The sequence below is a fragment of the Arthrobacter sp. TMN-50 genome (genome assembly GCF_054511125.1).
On sequence record NZ_JBTNDG010000008.1, the window covers coordinates 22,848 to 39,996 of the forward strand.

General features: G+C 65.3%; 16 protein-coding genes. 9 read left to right on the forward strand and 7 right to left on the reverse strand.

Annotated features, from left to right (window positions below; translation table 11 throughout):
• Positions 1-2 precede the first annotated feature (2 nt).
• From ACX80A_RS10650 to ACX80A_RS10660, 3 genes are read left to right on the forward strand one after another with little or no spacing between them, the layout of a single operon-like run.
• The gene (locus tag ACX80A_RS10650) at positions 3-953 is read left to right on the forward strand and encodes an ABC transporter ATP-binding protein (RefSeq protein WP_459259678.1); all 951 of its coding nucleotides are present in this window, start codon (positions 3-5) and stop codon (positions 951-953) included.
• A complete protein-coding gene (locus ACX80A_RS10655) occupies positions 950-1,693 on the forward strand; it encodes an ABC transporter permease (RefSeq protein ID WP_459259679.1) in 744 nt (247 codons plus the stop codon). Before ACX80A_RS10650 ends, ACX80A_RS10655 begins: the two co-directional genes overlap by 4 nt.
• A gap of 5 nt (positions 1,694-1,698) precedes the next feature.
• Positions 1,699-2,700: a COX15/CtaA family protein gene (locus ACX80A_RS10660; RefSeq protein WP_459259680.1), complete on the forward strand. Its 1,002-nt coding sequence runs from the start codon at positions 1,699-1,701 to the stop codon at positions 2,698-2,700.
• Here the strand turns inward: ACX80A_RS10660 and ACX80A_RS10665 are convergent.
• Together ACX80A_RS10665 and ACX80A_RS10670 are read right to left on the reverse strand one after the other, a co-directional pair.
• Positions 2,684-3,589 (reverse strand): dihydrodipicolinate synthase family protein, encoded by a 906-nt coding sequence (locus tag ACX80A_RS10665; RefSeq protein WP_459259681.1) that lies wholly within the window; start codon positions 3,587-3,589, stop codon positions 2,684-2,686. The two genes, ACX80A_RS10660 and ACX80A_RS10665, sit on opposite strands and share 17 nt — an antisense overlap.
• Before the next feature lie 26 nt (positions 3,590-3,615).
• Positions 3,616-4,560, reverse strand: coding sequence for a heme o synthase (locus ACX80A_RS10670; protein ID WP_459259682.1), 945 nt, complete (start codon positions 4,558-4,560; stop codon positions 3,616-3,618).
• 346 nt (positions 4,561-4,906) lie between these two features.
• Here ACX80A_RS10670 and tkt point away from each other — a divergent pair, with 346 nt between their 5' ends.
• From tkt to pgl, 6 genes are read left to right on the forward strand one after another with little or no spacing between them, the layout of a single operon-like run.
• Complete coding sequence (gene tkt / locus ACX80A_RS10675) at positions 4,907-7,087, forward strand: transketolase (protein ID WP_459259683.1); 2,181 nt, start codon at positions 4,907-4,909, stop codon at positions 7,085-7,087.
• 26 nt (positions 7,088-7,113) lie between these two features.
• Positions 7,114-8,226: a transaldolase gene (gene tal / locus ACX80A_RS10680; protein ID WP_459259684.1), complete on the forward strand. Its 1,113-nt coding sequence runs from the start codon at positions 7,114-7,116 to the stop codon at positions 8,224-8,226.
• Between the two features lie 3 nt (positions 8,227-8,229).
• Complete coding sequence (locus ACX80A_RS10685) at positions 8,230-9,885, forward strand: glucose-6-phosphate isomerase (RefSeq protein ID WP_459259685.1); 1,656 nt, start codon at positions 8,230-8,232, stop codon at positions 9,883-9,885.
• Positions 9,885-11,429, forward strand: coding sequence for a glucose-6-phosphate dehydrogenase (gene zwf, locus ACX80A_RS10690; RefSeq protein ID WP_459259686.1), 1,545 nt, complete (start codon positions 9,885-9,887; stop codon positions 11,427-11,429). The genes ACX80A_RS10685 and zwf overlap by 1 nt, the downstream gene beginning before the upstream one ends.
• On the forward strand, positions 11,426-12,367 hold the full coding sequence (locus tag ACX80A_RS10695; RefSeq protein ID WP_459259771.1) for a glucose-6-phosphate dehydrogenase assembly protein OpcA: 942 nt from the start codon (positions 11,426-11,428) through the stop codon (positions 12,365-12,367). Before zwf ends, ACX80A_RS10695 begins: the two co-directional genes overlap by 4 nt.
• Positions 12,357-13,238, forward strand: coding sequence for a 6-phosphogluconolactonase (pgl, locus tag ACX80A_RS10700; RefSeq protein WP_459259687.1), 882 nt, complete (start codon positions 12,357-12,359; stop codon positions 13,236-13,238). The genes ACX80A_RS10695 and pgl overlap by 11 nt, the downstream gene beginning before the upstream one ends.
• Here pgl and ACX80A_RS10705 read toward each other — a convergent pair.
• From ACX80A_RS10705 to gap, 5 genes are all read right to left on the reverse strand, one after another.
• Complete coding sequence (locus ACX80A_RS10705) at positions 13,235-13,630, reverse strand: RNA polymerase-binding protein RbpA (RefSeq protein ID WP_459259688.1); 396 nt, start codon at positions 13,628-13,630, stop codon at positions 13,235-13,237. The genes pgl and ACX80A_RS10705 overlap by 4 nt on opposite strands.
• Positions 13,631-13,726: 96 nt before the next feature.
• The gene (gene secG / locus ACX80A_RS10710; RefSeq protein ID WP_196841439.1) at positions 13,727-13,972 is read right to left on the reverse strand and encodes a preprotein translocase subunit SecG; all 246 of its coding nucleotides are present in this window, start codon (positions 13,970-13,972) and stop codon (positions 13,727-13,729) included.
• A gap of 54 nt (positions 13,973-14,026) precedes the next feature.
• On the reverse strand, positions 14,027-14,842 hold the full coding sequence (gene tpiA / locus ACX80A_RS10715) for a triose-phosphate isomerase (RefSeq protein WP_459259689.1): 816 nt from the start codon (positions 14,840-14,842) through the stop codon (positions 14,027-14,029).
• 9 nt (positions 14,843-14,851) lie between these two features.
• Entirely contained in the window at positions 14,852-16,096 is a 1,245-nt protein-coding gene (locus ACX80A_RS10720) for a phosphoglycerate kinase (protein WP_459259690.1), read from the reverse strand.
• A gap of 15 nt (positions 16,097-16,111) precedes the next feature.
• The gene (gap, locus tag ACX80A_RS10725) at positions 16,112-17,122 is read right to left on the reverse strand and encodes a type I glyceraldehyde-3-phosphate dehydrogenase (protein WP_459259691.1); all 1,011 of its coding nucleotides are present in this window, start codon (positions 17,120-17,122) and stop codon (positions 16,112-16,114) included.
• Between the last annotated feature and the right edge of the window lie 27 nt (positions 17,123-17,149).

Consider the following 17,149-nt stretch of genomic DNA (forward strand, 5'->3'; position numbering starts at 1 on the left):
GGGTGCCAAACCCCTCTCCCGCGCTGGAAGTCACTGCGCTCGTCAAGGACTTTGGACCCGTATTTTCGCGCGACGGCAAGATGGTCAGGGCGCTCGACGGCGTCCACCTTCGAGCCTACCCCGGGCAGGTGACGGCACTCCTCGGCGCCAACGGTGCGGGCAAGACAACTACTCTTGAGTGCGCCCAGGGGCTGCAACGTCCCAATAGCGGGACCGTCCGCCTGCTCGGGGAGGACCCCTTCAACGCGGGCGCTGCGCTGCGCAGCAGGGTGGGCGTGATGTTGCAGGAAGGCGGGCTACCGCCGTCGGCCCGGCCGCTGGCACTCCTCAACCATGTTGCAGCGATGTATGGCTCACCACGACCGGTTGCCGAACTCGCCGTCCGGCTGGGAATCAACTCCTTCGCCACGACTGGCATCCGGCGGCTGTCGGGTGGTCAGAAGCAGCGGCTCGCCCTGGCCTGCGCCCTGATCGGCAACCCTGAAGTCCTCTTCCTTGACGAACCCAGCGCCGGACTGGATCCCCAGTCGCGAACCATCGTCTTCGAACTGATCCGTGAGTTGCGTGCCGAGGGGCTGGCGATCATTCTCACCACCCACCTGCTCGACGACGCCCAAAAACTTGCCGACTACGTCTACATTCTCGACGGCGGACGCACGGTGACGCACGGCACGGTTGCCGACCTGACAGCAAACGACGCCGGTGACACCTACCGCGACCTGCGTTTCCAGGCCGTCCCCAGCCTTACCTTGCCGCCCGAAACGTTTCCCGGCCTGACCTTCCGCGAGACCGAACCGGGGCGCTACTCGGTGGCAGGCTGCTTCACCCCGGGCGATCTGTCAGCAGTGGCACGTTGGTGGGAGGAGGCAGGAATCCTTCCGGTCTCGATCACCATGGAACCGCGGTCCCTCGAAGACGTGTTCCTCGACATCTCCGGTCGGGAGATCCGGTGAGTACTCCTGCCCCTTTGGCCAAACGGATCCTGCTGCAGGGCCGGTACGAGGCGCTATCCATGCTGCGCAACGGCGAGCAGCTTGTGCTGGCGATCGCCCTGCCGCTGCTGGGTTTGGTGGTGCTGGTCCTGACGCCGTTCCTCGACGGGATGGCGGGAAGCCGGATCGATGCGGCCACCCCCGGGATCATCGCGCTCTGCGCCATGTCCACTGCGTTCACCGGCCAGGGCATTGCCACCGGCTTCGACCGCCGCTACGGGGTGCTGCGTTTCCTGTCCACCACTCCCCTGGGTAAACCCGGCCTGATCTTCGGCAAGGCGCTCGGCGTCGTCGTCGTCCTCGCGGTCCAGCTGGTGGTGATCGGAACCGCGGCCGCCCTGTTGGGCTGGCGTCCTGACCCCACCGGGATCCTTCTGGGGCTCGCGCAGCTCGTCATCGGTGCCGCCGCGTTTACCAGCCTCGGCCTTCTCGTGGCCGGGACGCTGCGGCCAGAGGCCACCCTGGCTGTGACCAACCTGGTGTGGATTCTGCTGGCGGTCGCCGGCGGGATTGTCCTGCCGGGAACCCTGCTGCCCGAGTCGATTCGTCCGTTCGTCGGCATCCTGCCGTCATCGGCGCTGGGCGACGGCTTGCGGTCGGCGCTCATCGACGGAGCATTCAACCTACCGGCAATCCTCATTTTGGCGGGGTGGGCTGTCCTGTCCAGCCTCGCCGCCATTCGCTGGTTCAAATGGAGTTAGCACACATGACACAGACTGCACCCACCGGCTGGCGCCGCTTCACGGCGAATTTGCCGCACACCACCTCCCGGCTGGTCCGCGGGCTGGCGGTCGCATCGCTGGTTTCCCAGATCATGATTGTGGTGACCGGTGGAGCCGTGCGGCTGACGGCTTCCGGACTGGGCTGCCCGGAATGGCCGCGGTGCACTTCCACCTCGATCGTCAACACCCCGGAAATGGGCATTCACGGGGTGATCGAGTTCGGCAACCGATTGTTGACCTTCGTGCTGACGGCCATTGCCATTGCCATGGTGGTTTCCCTCTGGAACCTGCGTAAGGAACGCAAGGATCTGTTCCGGCTCGCCATCGCCCTCGCCGCGGGAATTCCGGCCCAGGCCATCCTTGGCGGCATCACCGTCCTCACCCAGCTCAATCCGTGGGTGGTTGGCTGGCACTTCGTCGTGTCGATGGTCCTGATTGTGCTGGCCACCGTACTGGTCAACCGGGTCAGGCTCACCACCGCGCAGGCGGCGGGTTCCGCTGCCCCGTCAGGGTCCCGGCTGCTGCGCCAGATCCTGACGGCCGCTGCGGTGTTGACCGCCGTCGCCGTCCTGCTGGGCGTCATCGTCACCGGTTCGGGCCCGCACGCAGGCGACGCCGGTGCTGCCCGGAACAACCTCGACCCGGACCTGATGACCCGGATCCATGCGGCGCCCGTCTACCTGCTGGTCCTGACCGTCGTCGTCGCGCTGGTACTGGCGCACCGTGGGTCGGTCGCGCCCCGGCTGAAAAAATCGATTCTCCTCCTCGCCGCAGTGGTCCTGGCCCAGGGCGCCGTTGGTTACCTCCAGCACTTCCTGCACCTGCCGGTCGCCTTGGTGGCGCTGCACATGCTCGGCGCCTCGGCGTTGACCGCGGCGATGGCGAACGCCCTGTACCTGGCATCCAACCGCCAGGACCGGGTGTCACCGGACCTGGACGAGCGTGGGACCACCGCTGAGCAGGCTTACCTCAAAGACGGCCGGTAACCTCAAGCGCGTCAACCAGGCGGCCGAGGTCTCGTTGTTCGCTGCCGGAGACGGGCAGTACCGGCAACCGTGGCTCGCCGGCATCTACACCGCAGGCCTTCGCCAGGGAGTGGAGCCCGCTGAGCTTCCGGAGGCGCAGAACTGCCTGCACCAGCGGTAGCAGGAGTCGCCGCGACTCGTCGATCCGGGCCCCATCCGCGTGGAGCACTGCCGTCCGGAACTCCGAGTAGGCCAGCGGGAGCAGCGCGGCGGCGCCAGTATGCCAGGCGTCGGCTGCCAGTTCTCCCGAAGCAATCAGCAGGTCACCACTTAGCCCGTGGCTAACGGGCTGGTCGGTCAGTGACCGCAGCCGGGCGTAGCGTTGTTGGAACCCGGCGACGTCCGTAGCGGTGTCCTTGAAGGCCTGCACATTGGGGAGGGCTAGAAGTTCGGCAACCAGTTCGAGGTCGTAGTGGAACTGGGTGGTGCCGGGGTTGTTGTAAAGGCAAATGGGGAGAGAAGTCACGTCGCACACGGCAGCCGTCTGCGCGGCGACCTCATCGTTGTTCAACGGCACGTAGGAGACGGGCGACAGCACCACGCCGGCCGCGCCCGCACGTTCAGCGTCGCGGGCGGCGTCGAGCACCTCCCGGGTGCCAACCGAACTGATGCCCACCACCACGGGGACTCCCGTGCCGGCCTGCCGGGCGGCGTCGACGGCTGTTGCCGCGACCTTCGAACGTTCAGCAGCGCTCAAATAGGCGAAACTGCCTGACGAGCCCAGGACTGCAATGGTGTCCACCCCCGAAGACGCCAGGGAGGACACCAGCGAGGTCAGTTCGGGAAAGTTGATGTCACCGTTCTCATGAAAGGGAGTGACCGGGTACGCGATAAGACCGTTGAACACCATGTGCTCATGCTAGCCCTACTCGCCGGTTAGACGACCGGCCCGCCGATGAACGGGTCGATGGCCAGCGCCAGAAATATGACGGTGAGGTAGCTGATCGAACCGTGGAAGACCTTCATGGAACCCTTGTCGGTAACGGTGCCACGGACTGCCGAGTTATGGAGCTTGTGCGTTTCGGCCAGGAACCAGATCCCAGCCGCCACCGCTGCCACGGTGAATACCCAACCCGCTCCACCCACCGGGATCAGAAGCAGCGAGCAGGCGACGGTGGCGTAGGCGTAGAGGACCACCTGGACGGAGACGACGCGGGCTCCGGCGATCGCTCCCAGCATGGGGACCTTCGCCGCGTTGTAGTCATCGCTGTATTTCATGGACAGCGGCCAGTAGTGTGGCGGCGTCCACAGGAAAATGATGAGGAAGAGGACGACGGCGGGCCACTCGACCGTGTTGGTTACCGCCGCCCAGGCAATCAGCACGGGCATGCACCCTGCGACGCCACCCCAGACGATGTTCTGTGGGGTACGACGCTTGAGGATCAGCGAGTACACCACCACGTAGAAGAAAATTGCAGCAACCCCGAGACCGGCAGCTAACGGATTGGCGCCAAACCAGAGGACGATGATGGCAGCGATCCCGAGGATCCAGGAGAAAATCAACGCCTCACGCGGGGTCACCTCACCGGTAACCAATGGCCGCTTTTCGGTCCGGTGCATCACCTTGTCGATGTCCCGGTCGATGTAACAGTTGAACGAACCGGCACTCCCGGCAGCCAGGGCTCCGCCAACCATGGTGGCGATGATCAGCCATACCCCTGGCAATCCGCCCTGGGCGAAGATCATCGTGGGCAGGGTGGTGACCAGCAGCAGCTCGATGACTCGAGGCTTGGTCAGAGCGAGATAGGCCTTGGCCTTGCGTTTCAAGCCCGTACTGGTGCCCGTAGTGCTGGCAAGGCGCGGATCCTGCTCGGTCTTCACGAGGTAACACTGCCGTTTCTGCTGGGGGGAAAGTCCTCTCTCATCATACCGTCCCCTCCCCTCAGGGTTTTACGGCGTGTAGAAGTTCCGGCCACCCCGCGCGGCGGTCGACTCCCCGCGTCACGATGTGGATTCTGAATTTGAAAAACAGCCCAAAGCGATAGGGTGATGTTAATGCCCAACCCGTATCCTCCGGTCAATGCCGGCGGCAGCGGGGCGTGGGTAGCCAGAATGCAGAATTTCCAACGGTGAACGGCCAGCTGGTCCGGTGCGCAAAGACGGCAATCGCCAGTCCTACAGGGCGCCGCGGCGCTGGTCGTGGAGCACAGAGAGGGGCTGAGGTTTCGTGCCGCAGCTTGATACGCAAGAACTGACCTGGACCGATCTGGATGACCGTGCGGTGGACACTGTCCGGGTGCTGGCCGCCGACGCTGTGGAGAAGGTGGGTAACGGTCACCCCGGGACGGCGATGAGTCTGGCCCCCGCGGCCTACCTCCTGTTCCAGAAACTGATCAGGCATGACCCCTCCCAGCCTGAATGGACGGGACGCGACCGCTTTGTTCTGTCACCGGGCCACACCTCGCTGACCCTTTACATCCAGCTCTTCCTCTCCGGGTATGGGCTTGAACTTGAGGACCTGAAGTCCTTGCGCACCTGGGGCTCAAAGACTCCCGGGCACCCGGAGTACCGCCACACCCCGGGCGTGGAAATCACCACCGGCCCCCTCGGCCAGGGCCTGGCCTCGGCGGTTGGCTTCGCCTTCGCCCAGCGCCGCATGCGCGGCATGATGGACCCCGACACGGCACCCGGCGAAAGCCCGTTTGACCACACCGTCTGGGTCATCGCGTCCGACGGCGACCTTCAGGAGGGCGTTACGGCTGAGGCTTCGTCCCTGGCCGGGCATCAGGAACTCGGCAACCTCGTGGTGCTCTACGACGAAAACCACATTTCCATCGAAGACGACACTGATATCGCGTTCACCGAGAACGTGCTGGGCCGTTACGAGGCGTACGGCTGGCACGTCCAGCGTGTCGACTGGACCAAAACCGGTGACTACGTCGAAGACATTGAGGAACTCTACCGGGCTCTGACTGCCGCGCGGGATGAGACCGGCAAGCCCTCCATCGTGTCCTTGCGGACCATCATTGGCTGGCCGGCACCGACCAAGCAGAACACCGGGAAGATTCACGGTTCGGCGTTGGGCGCCGACGAGGTGGCCGCCCTGAAGGAGGCGCTCAGCCTCGATCCGGCCAAGCATTTCGACGTCGCCCCCGAGGTGCTCGAGCACGCCCGGCAGGTCACCGACCGCGGGCAGGCCCTCCGCGCCGAATGGGAAGAGTCCTTCGGTGCCTGGCAGCAGGCACACCCTGGCAACGCCACACTCCTGGACCGGATCGCGTCGCGGACCCTCCCTGACAACTGGGATGACGCCCTACCCACGTTCGAGGCAGGTAAGGACATGTCCACCCGGGCGGCATCGGGCAAGGTACTTGCGGCCATCGGCCCGGTTCTCCCCGAACTGTGGGGCGGCTCCGCTGACCTGGCGGAATCCAACAACACGACGATCGAAGGGTCGCCGTCGTTCATTCCGTCAGGCAAGCAGACCGACGCCTGGCAGGGCAACCCTTACGGCCGAGTCCTGCACTTCGGTATCCGCGAGCACGCGGCGGCGGCAATCGTCAACGGCATCGTCATGCACAGCAGCACCCGGGCGTTCTCCGGCACCTTCCTGATCTTCAGCGACTACCAGCGGCCAGCCGTCCGGCTCGGTGCCCTGATGGGCGTCCCCTCCATCTACGTCTGGACCCACGACTCCATCGGTCTCGGCGAAGACGGGCCCACCCACCAGCCGGTCGAGCAGTTGGCGGCACTGCGCGCGATCCCGGGGCTCGACGTCGTCCGCCCCGGCGACGCGAACGAGGTGGCAATCGCCTGGCGCACCATCCTGGAGAACACCGGGAACCCAGCAGGAATTGTGCTCACCCGGCAGAACATCCCTACCTATGAGCGTGGAACGGGAGCCGCCGATGGCGACACCTTCGGCTCAGCCGAGGGTACCGCCAGGGGCGCCTATGTGCTGGCCGAAGCCCAGGGCGGAAACCCCGATGTCATCCTGATCGGCACCGGGTCCGAGGTTCAGCTGGCCGTCGAGGCTCGCGCCACCCTTCAGGCCGAGGGCATCAACGCCCGCGTGGTCTCCATGCCCAGCCTAGAGTGGTTCAACCGGCAGGACGAGGCGTACCGCGAATCTGTCCTCCCCGGGGACGTCAAGGCGAGGGTCTCAGTGGAGGCCGGTGTGGCGTTGGGCTGGCGCGAACTTCTTGGCGATGCCGGCAGGTCAGTCTCCCTGGAACACTTCGGAGCCTCAGCCGACTACAAGCGGCTGTTCACCGAGTTCGGTATCACCGCCGACGCCGTGGTTCAGGCAGCCCGGGACTCCCTCGCCGTTGCAGGAAACCACCGCGCACCGAACGGCACACCGGCCTGGTCCGGTCCCTCATCAGCAGAAACCGGCGACCAGCAGTAATCGTCGACAATTCAAGGAGACTAGTTATGACTTCCACCCCCACGGCAGACCTCTCAGCCGCAGGCGTATCGATCTGGCTCGACGACCTCTCACGGGAGCGCATCAATTCGGGGGCTTTCAAGCACCTGATCGAAGAGCGCAACGTGGTGGGTGTCACCACCAACCCGAGCATCTTCGCCGCCGCCCTGCAGCAGGGCGAGTCCTACGCCACGCAGGTCGAGGCGTTGGCTGCCGCCAATGTCCCGGTCAACGATGCGGTTTTTGATATCACCACCCACGATGTGGCCCAGGCCTGCGACATTTTCGCCGCCGCAGCGAAAAGTACCGGCGGCGTCGACGGCCGCGTCTCGATCGAGGTTGATCCGCGCCTGTCGAAGGACACCGAGGGCACCATCGCCGAAGCGAAGCGGCTCCACGCCAAGGTGCAGCGGTCCAACGTCCTGATCAAGATCCCTGCGACAGTTGAGGGGCTCGAGGCAATCGCCGCGACCATCGCCGCGGGAATCAGCGTCAACGTCACGCTGATCTTCTCGCTGGAACGCTACCGGGCCGTCATCAACGCCTTCATGCTGGGCATCGAGCAGGCGAAGGAGAACGGGTTCGACCTCTCCACCATCCACTCGGTGGCCTCCTTCTTCGTGTCCCGGGTGGACAGCGAAATCGACAAGCGCCTGGACGCGATCGGCACCGACGAGGCCGCCGCGCTGAAGGGCAAGGCCGGGCTCGCCAACGCCCGGCTCGCTTACCAGGTGTATGAGGAGCTCTTCGACACCGAACGGTGGGAAGTCCTCGCCGCCGCCGGCGCCCGGCGTCAACGACCGCTCTGGGCCTCGACCGGCGTCAAGGATCCCAACCTGCCGGACACCCTGTACGTCACCGAACTGGTGGCGCCCGGTGTGGTCAACACCATGCCCGAGAAGACCCTCGAAGCCACCGCGGACCACGGAGTCATCGCCGGCGACACGATCTCTGGATCCTACGACGACGCCAACACGGTGCTCAACAACCTCGAGAACATTGGCGTCTCCTACGTCGAGGTGGTCGAGCAGTTGGAGGTGGAAGGCCTGGACAAGTTCGTGGTGAGCTGGGAAGAGCTCCTCGAAACAGTTCAGACCGCACTGGATACGGCAAAGGGCTAGCCCATGAGTTCAATGACGCTCGCGGCGGCCGGCGCCGCCCTGGAAGCCATCGACCGCGTGACCGGCGCCCTCGTCGAGGACCAGGTGGCCTCCCGTCTGATGGCCAAGGATCCCACCCTGTGGGGTCACGATGCCGAGGCGGAAGCGGCGGTCCGCCTGGGCTGGGTTGACCTCATCGATGTCTCACGTAGCCTCGTCCCGAGGATTATGGACCTGCGGGACGTCCTGCAGGCCGACGGCGTCAGCCGGATTGTCCTGTGCGGGATGGGCGGCTCCTCCCTGGCACCCGAGGTGATCACCCGGACAGCCGGCGTCGACCTGACGGTGCTCGACTCAACCGATCCTGACCAGGTGCGCCGGACGGTTGAGGACCGGCTGGCCGAGACGGCCGTTGTGGTGTCATCGAAGTCGGGCTCGACGGTGGAGACCGACTCGCAGCGACGGATCTTCGAGGCAGCGTTCACCGCCGCGGGCATCGACCCTCTCACCCGCGTGATCATCGTCACCGATCCCGGTTCACCACTGGACACCTCGGCTCGCGAGGCAGGCTACCGTGCCGTGTTCAACGCCGACCCCAACGTTGGCGGCAGGTACTCGGCGCTCACCGCCTTCGGCCTGGTCCCCTCGGGGCTTGCCGGGGTCGACCTTGATGCCCTGCTTGACGACGCCGAGGAGACAGCAGAATTCCTCGGGGAGGACGACCCCACCAACATCGGGCTGCGGCTCGGCGCTGTGCTGGGCGCCACCGCTCCCCTGCGGGACAAAATCGTGTTCGCCGACGAAGCGTCGGGGATTCCCGGGCTCGCCGACTGGGCTGAGCAGCTCATCGCCGAGTCCACGGGCAAGCTGGGCACCGGGGTCCTCCCGGTAGTCGCCGAAGAGGGCGCACCGGAAATCCTTACCGCCGCCGACGACGTCCTCGCCGTCCGCCTCACCGCACAGGACGCCGACATCGAACCCGCCGGAAACCAGGTCACCGTCAGCGGTAGCCTCGGCAGCCAGCTTCTGGTGTGGGAGTTTGCCACCGCGGTAGCCGGACGCCTGCTGGGCATCAACCCCTTTGACCAGCCCGACGTCGAGGCAGCCAAGGTTGCAGCGCGGGGACTGCTCGACGCACAGCCAGAAACCGCTCCGGCGAACTTCGTTGATGGAGCGGTGGAGATCCGAGGCGACAGTAATCTCCTCAGCGACGCCAGCACGCTCGGCGATGCCCTGCGGAACCTCTTCGCAACCCTCGACCCGAACGGCTACCTCTCGGTCCAGGCCTACCTGGACCGGTCGGTGCAGGCGTCGCTTGAAGACATCCGGTCGCCGCTCGCCTCCCTCACCGGCCGGCCCGTCACCTTTGGCTGGGGACCACGCTTCCTCCACTCCACCGGCCAGTTCCACAAGGGCGGGCCAGCCCAGGGAGTGTTCCTGTCGATCACCGGGGCAGCATCCGACGACCTGGCCATTCCTGAGCGGCCATTCACCTTCGGCGAGCTCATCACGGCCCAAGCAGCCGGTGATGCCCAGGTCCTGGCAGGCAAGGGACGTCCGGTCCTGCGCCTGCACCTCGCCGACCGCGCCGCCGGGATCGCGCAGCTCACCCAGGTGGTCGCCCACCTGCTGGGCGGGGCAGCCGGCCAGCGGGCAATCGATGAAAGCGGTACCGCATAGTGCAGGATTCCGCACCGGGACGGTCACCCAATCCGCTGAGGGACCCCCGCGACCGGCGACTCAGCCGGATCGCCGGACCGTCCTCCCTGGTGCTCTTCGGTGTCACCGGGGACCTCGCCCGCAAGAAACTCATGCCGGCGATCTACGACCTTGCCAACCGGGGACTGCTGCCTCCCAGCTTCGCGCTGATCGGGTTCGGCCGCCGCGAGTGGGATGACGACCGGTTCGTCAAGGAGGTGCGCGACTCTGTCACCCAATACTCGCGCACCCCCTTCGACGAGACGGTGTGGGAACAGTTTTCCGCCGGGATCCGGTTCGTCCAGGGTAATTTCGACGACGACGATGCCTTCGCCCGGCTCGGTGGCACTCTGGAAGAGCTTGATTCCAGCCGGGGGACCCGCGGCAACCATGCGTTTTACCTGTCCATTCCGCCGAAGGACTTCGAACTGGTCTGCCAGAAGCTCTCCGAGCATTCCCTGGCCCAACCCGGCGAGGGCCAGTGGCGCCGAGTGGTCATTGAGAAGCCGTTTGGCCACAACCTGCAATCGGCCCGGGAGCTCAACGCCATCGTCGAACAGGTCTTCCCGCCGGACGCGGTTTTCAGGATTGACCACTACCTCGGCAAGGAAACCGTCCAGAACATCCTGGCCCTCCGTTTCGCGAATCAACTCTTCGAGCCCCTGTGGAACGCCAACTACGTTGACCACGTCCAGATCACCATGGCCGAGGACATTGGCATTGGGAGCCGGGCCGGTTATTACGACGGCGTCGGCGCTGCCCGGGACGTGATCCAGAACCACCTCCTGCAACTCCTGGCGCTGACGGCCATGGAGGAACCGATCTCCTTCAACGCCAATGACCTGCGGGCGGAAAAGGAGAAGGTCCTCGCCGCGGTGAAGCTACCCGATGACCTGTCGCGTTCCTCGGCCCGCGGTCAGTACGACGCCGGCTGGCAGGGCGGCGAGCTGGTGAAGGGTTTCCTGGAGGAGGAGGGCATCCCCGCCCACTCCACCTCGGAAAGCTTCGCCGCCCTTCGCCTCGACATCCATACCCGCCGGTGGAGCGGAGTGCCGTTCTACCTGCGGGCGGGAAAGCGGTTGGGACGGCGGGTGACCGAGATCGCCGTCGTCTTCAAGCGCGCCCCTAACCTGCTGTTCCGGGACCACGGCGAAGACGACTTCGGCCAGAACGCCGTGGTCATCAGGGTGCAGCCCGATGAGGGGGCCACCATCCGGTTCGGATCCAAGGTCCCCGGCACCCAGATGGAAGTCAGGGACGTGACCATGGACTTCGGTTATGGGCATTCGTTCACCGAATCCAGCCCCGAGGCCTACGAGCGGTTGATTCTCGATGTGCTCCTCGGTGAACCGCCGCTGTTCCCCCGGCACGAGGAGGTCGAGCTGTCCTGGAAGATTCTCGACCCGTTTGAGGAGTACTGGGCCAGCCTCGGCGACCAGCCGGACAAGTATGTGCCGGGAAGTTGGGGCCCCGCCTCAGCTGATGAGCTCCTCGCCCGTGATGGAAGGACGTGGCGCAGGCCATGATCGTTGAACTGCCCGACACCACCACGTCGAAGGTGTCCAAGGAAATCATGACGCTGCGGGACAAGGGCGGCGTCGTCGCGCTCGGCCGCGTCCTCACCCTCGTGGTGGTGACTAGCTCGGGCAACGAGGAGGAAGCCATCCTCGCGGCCAACTTGGCGAGCCGGGAACACCCCTGCCGGATCATCGTCCTCGCCCTCTGCTCGGAGGACGAGGACACCCGGCTGGACGCCCAGATCCGCGTCGGCGGTGACGCGGGCGCCTCGGAAGTGATTGTCCTCAAAGGGTTTGGCCAGCTCGCCGAGGAGAATGAGTCTCTCGTTTCGGCGCTCCTGCTCCCCGACGCGCCCATTGTGGCCTGGTGGCCACACGGCGCACCGGCGAATGCGGCCAGAACCTCCATCGGAAGCATTGCGCACCGCCGGATCACCGACACTGCCAACGAACCCGACCCGGTGGCTGCGCTCTTCACTATCAGGGACACATACGCCGCCGGCGACACCGACCTGGCCTGGACCCGCCTGACGAACTGGCGGATCCAGTTGGCGGCGATCCTCGATCAGATCGACGACTCCCCCATTACATCCGTCACCGTCGAGGGTGCCGAGGATTCGCCCAGCACTGTGCTGCTCGCCGCGTGGCTCACCCTGGCCCTCGACGCCCCGGTCACTATCGCGGCGGGACCGGCCGGAACCGGCCTGCGCCGGGTGCGGCTGTCCCGTCCGGCCGGCGATGTGGAACTGAACCGGCCCCAGCTGGCCGTCGCCGAGCTGTACCAGCCTGGGCAACCCGTGCAGCGGATTTCCTTGCCGCGGCGCAGCCTGCAAGACTGTCTCGCAGAAGAGCTCCGCCGTCTCGACCCGGATGAGGTATTTGGCGAGGTCATGCTGGAGGGGCTCGCCCGGACCAACCTAAGGAGTGTGCGCCCCAGTGAACGCTGACCCCAAAGTTAGCATCCACCCCGATTCAGCCTTGCTCGCAGCAACAGTCGCTGCACGGTTGATCACCCAGCTGGTTGATATCCAGAACGAACGCGGGTCAGCCACCGTGGTCCTCACCGGCGGGTTACTTGGCACCGCCGCCCTCGCTGCCGTCGCTGATTCCCCGGCCCGCTCGGCGGTGGATTGGAGCCGGGTAGATTTTTGGTGGGGCGACGAACGCTTCCTCAGCTCGAACGACCCCGGACGGAACGCTGTCCAGGCGCGGGAAGCCCTCCTTGGCAAGCTCGGCCTGGCCGACGCCCAGATCCATGAGTTTGGTTCCAGCGACGACTTCCCCGATCAGGACGCGGCCGCAGCCGACTACGCGGCACGGCTCCAGGATGCCGCCGTGGCGGAGCGGGCGCAGTTGGACGACGACGACGGCCAGGACCCCCGTCTCCCCCGGTTCGATGTGTTGTTGCTGGGCGTTGGCCCGGACGCCCACATTGCCTCCCTGTTTCCCGAGATGCAAGGAATCCGGACCAGGGACCAGACAGTGGTGGGCGTATCAGGCGCCCCGAAGCCGCCCGCTCTCAGGATCTCGCTCACCCTCGAAGCACTGAACTCGGCAGCAGAAATCTGGATCGCCGCCGGCGGCCAGGATAAGGCTGGAGCCGTCGGTCTTGCCCTGGCCGGCGCCGGCCCCGTCCAAGTGCCCGCCGCAGGAGCACGCGGCCGCCTCAAGACCCTGTGGCTGATCGACCAGGAGGCAGCAGCCCAGCTGCCCGGACGCCTCATCGCCAGCGATGACAGGGACGATGACGGCAGTGACTATAACGGCAGTGACTATAACGGCGGGGACAATGACGGGGACGATGGCCGAACGGCTTAGGAGGCTAGCCCGCCCCTGAGCCCGGACCGCCGCTCCCGCAGGTTGCGGAGTGCCTGCTCCAGCACCTTGGCTGCTTCTTCCTCGGTGCGCCGTTCCTTGGCGTACTGAAGATGGCTTTTAAACGGTTCGACGCCGTCCACCAGCGGTTCCACCCCGGGTAGCCTTCCGGCCGCACGTCCGCACCGCCCGCATTCCCACACCTCGGGGATTTCGTCATCGTGGAGCTTGGCGAACGTCGGTTTTGTTTCGTGGTTTTCGATGCACCAGTAGCTCACTACGGTTCGGTCCACTACAGCGGGTCTTCGCCCGGACTCGGCCTGCCAACCGGCCATCCCCCCGTAGGAATCAGTTCCAACCCGTGTGCCCTTAAATGCGTTTCCCGCGTTAACCATGGATTGCTCCTGGACTAGGCTCCGACAACAGGGTCAGTCTACGCCCAATGCAGTACCCAGAACATGGTGGTCAACGCGGGAAATTTTGCGGGAAGGTTACTCGGCGAACCGCTGGATCAAGCCCAACGACACGATAACGACGCCCCAGGCGAGGCCGAGGGCAACGGTGAACCGGTTGAGGTTCCGTTCAGCAACGCCCGATGAACCCATGCTGGTGGTCATGCCGCCGCCGAACATGTCGGACATGCCACCGCCGCGGCCCTTATGCAGCAGGATAAGAAGGGTAAGCAGCAAGCTGGTGACGCCAAGGAGCACCAGCAAGATGATTCGGAGAATGTCCACAGTGGCCTTTCAGGGGTAACCGGCGTGCGTGATCGACCGGAGTCGGATCAGAGCTTAGTCGGTGACCAGGAGATGTTCGAACCTGACAATACTAGCAAACTCGGCAGCGTCCAGGCTGGCACCGCCGACCAGCAAGCCGTCGACGTCGCGGCCCTTCAGGATAGAGCCAGCGTTGGCGGCCTTGACCGATCCGCCGTAGAGCATCCTGACCTTGCCTGCCGTCTCCGAGTCATACAGTGAGGTGAGCTCGGCGCGCAGGGCTGCGCACATCTCCTGGGCATCCCCCGGCCCGGCGACCTCACCGGTGCCAATGGCCCAGACCGGCTCGTAGGCGATCACCAGGTCTGCGACCTGCTCGGCACTCAAGCCGGCGATACCACCGCGCAACTGGCGCAGGGTGTGCTCAACATGGTCGTTGGCCTGACGAACATCCAGGCCTTCCCCGACACAAAGGATGGGGATCAGGGCGTGCCTGAACGCAGCCTGCACTTTACTGTTCAGGAGCTCGTCGCTCTCCTGATGGATGGCGCGGCGCTCGGAGTGGCCGACCAGAACGTAGCTGCAGTCAAGTTTCCTGAGGAACTGACCCGAGATGTCGCCGGTGTAGGCGCCGGAATCATGGGGTGAAAGGTCCTGGCCCCCGTACACGGTCTTCAGGTCGTCGCCGCGGACCAGGGTCTGCACTCCGCGCAGGTCGGTGAACGGCGGGAATACCGCTACCTCGACGCGCTGGTAATCGTGACCGGCGTCGTCGAGGGTCCAGGCAAGCTTCTGCAGCAGGGTGATGCCCTGCACATGGTCCAGGTTCATCTTCCAGTTGCCGGCAATCAGTGGTCGGCGGTCGTACGCGCCGTTGGTTGAGGAAGTCATGTGGTGCTCCTACTGCCCGAGGGCTGTCAGTCCGGGGAGTTCCTTGCCTTCGAGGTACTCGAGGCTGGCACCTCCGCCGGTCGAGATGTGGCCAAACTGGTCATCGGTGAAGCCGAGGGACCGCACAGCTGCTGCCGAGTCGCCGCCTCCCACCACGGTCAGCGCTCCGCGCGCTGTGGCGTCGGTCAGCGCTTGCGCCACAGCTTTGGTGCCACCCGCGAAGGCGTCGAACTCGAAAACGCCCATCGGGCCGTTCCAGAAAACCGTTCCGGCAGTGGCAATCGACTCGGCAAACGCAGTTCCCGACGCCGGTCCAATGTCCAGGCCCAGACCGGCGGCACCGAAGGAGCTTCCCTCGATGGCGTCGGCCGCCACCGTCTCGTGGGCGGCGTCGGCCGCGAAGCGTTCAGCCACCACAATGTCGGTAGGCAAGACGAACTCGGTACCTGCCTGCTCTGCGCGCTTCAGGTACCCCTTGACGACGTCGAGCTGGTCGTTCTCTAGCAGGCTCGCGCCGACCGCATGGCCCTGAGCCGCGAGGAAGGTGAAGACCATGCCGCCGCCGACGAGGATCCGGTCTGCCGTCCCGAGCAGGTTCTCGATCACGGCGAGCTTGTCGGAGACCTTGGAACCGCCGAGGACCACCACGAACGGGGCGACTGGCTCCCCCGTGAGGCGTTGCAACACCTCGACCTCGGCCTTCACCAGATCGCCCTGGTAGGACGGCAGGAGCGATGCGATGTCATAGACGCTCGCGTGTTTCCGGTGGACGGCGCCGAAGGCATCGTCCACGTAGGCGCCGTTGTCGCCCGTCAGCGCTGCCAGCTCGGCGGCGAAGGCCTGACGTTCGCCGTCGTCCTTGCTGGTTTCCCGCCCGTCGAAGCGCACATTCTCCAACACGAGCACATTACCGCCAGCCAGCGCGGCGGCACCCGCTTTGGCATCCTCCCCCGTGGTGTCCGCTGCCAGCGTGATCGGGAAGTCCGCCAGTTCGGCGAGCCGGTCGACGGCGGGCTTCAGCGAATACCGCTCCTCAGGGGCGCCTTTCGGGCGCCCGAGGTGAGCCAGCACAATCACTGAGGCCCCCTCCCCGGTCAACTTCCGCAGGACTGGCAGGGAGGCCCGAAGTCGGCCGTCGTCGCTCACCCGGGGCGCCACGCCCGAGGTGTCGAGCGGGACATTCAGGTCTGACCGCACCAGTATGGTGCGGCCACGGACTCCGGTGCTCAGGAGGTCATCAAGGGAGGAGGCCACGTCGATCCTTCGGTGCTAGGAGAGCTTGGACGCGACGATTGCGGTCAGGTCAACGAGGCGGCTGGAGTAGCCCCACTCGTTGTCGTACCAGCCAACCACCTTCACCTGGTTGCCAAGCACCTTCGTCAGCCCTGAGTCGTAAATCGACGAGGCGGGGTCTCCAACAATGTCCGAGGACACCAGGGGCGCTTCGGTGTAGACGAGGTAACCCTTGAGCTTCCCTTCGGCTGCGGCAGCCTTGAAGGCGGCGTTGACCTCGTCGACGGTCACTTCGCGCGACACGGTCACGGTCAGGTCGGTGGCCGAACCGGTGGGTACCGGTACGCGGATGGCGTAGCCGTCCAGCTTTCCCTTCAACTCGGGGAGGACCAGGCCAATGGCCTTTGCTGCACCAGTTGAAGTGGGAACCATGTTGATGGCTGCGGCGCGGGCACGACGAAGGTCGTTGTGGGGGCCGTCCTGCAGGTTCTGGTCGGCTGTGTAGGCGTGGATGGTGGTCATCAGGCCACGCTCGATACCGAAGTTGTCGTTGAGCACCTTCGCCAACGGTCCAAGGCAGTTAGTGGTGCACGAGGCGTTGGAAATGATGTGGTGGTTCTCGGGATCATACAAGTCGTCGTTAACGCCCAGCACAACGGTGAAGTCCTCATCGGTGGCGGGTGCCGAGATAATGACCTTCTTCGCGCCGGCATCGATGTGTTTCTGCGCAGCGGCTGCCTTGGTGAAGAACCCAGTGGACTCAATGACGATGTCCACTCCCAGTTCCTTCCAGGGCAGGTTTGCGGGGTCGCGCTCGGCGAGCACGCGGATGGACTTGCCGTCCACCACGATGTTTCCGTCCTTGACTTCCACTGATGCGCCAAGCCGACCGGTGACGGAGTCGTACTTCAGCAGGTGGGCCAGCGCCTCGGGGCTGGTGAGATCGTTGACTGCAACAATCTCCAGGTCCGCACCCCGTTCCAGTGCGGCGCGGAAGTAATTACGCCCGATTCGACCGAAGCCGTTGATTCCTACACGAGTAGTCACGTGTCTTATCTCCTTGAACTGTAGTGA

Coding starts and splice junctions, on each gene's coding strand:
- ACX80A_RS10695 (WP_459259771.1), top strand. CDS start 11,426: ATGATCGTTGAACTGCCCGACACCACCACGTCGAAGGTGTCCAAGGAA.
- ACX80A_RS10660 (WP_459259680.1), top strand. CDS start 1,699: ATGACACAGACTGCACCCACCGGCTGGCGCCGCTTCACGGCGAATTTG.
- tal (WP_459259684.1), top strand. CDS start 7,114: ATGACTTCCACCCCCACGGCAGACCTCTCAGCCGCAGGCGTATCGATC.
- tpiA (WP_459259689.1), bottom strand. CDS start 14,842: ATGACTTCCTCAACCAACGGCGCGTACGACCGCCGACCACTGATTGCC.
- ACX80A_RS10685 (WP_459259685.1), top strand. CDS start 8,230: ATGAGTTCAATGACGCTCGCGGCGGCCGGCGCCGCCCTGGAAGCCATC.
- ACX80A_RS10705 (WP_459259688.1), bottom strand. CDS start 13,630: ATGGTTAACGCGGGAAACGCATTTAAGGGCACACGGGTTGGAACTGAT.
- ACX80A_RS10665 (WP_459259681.1), bottom strand. CDS start 3,589: ATGGTGTTCAACGGTCTTATCGCGTACCCGGTCACTCCCTTTCATGAG.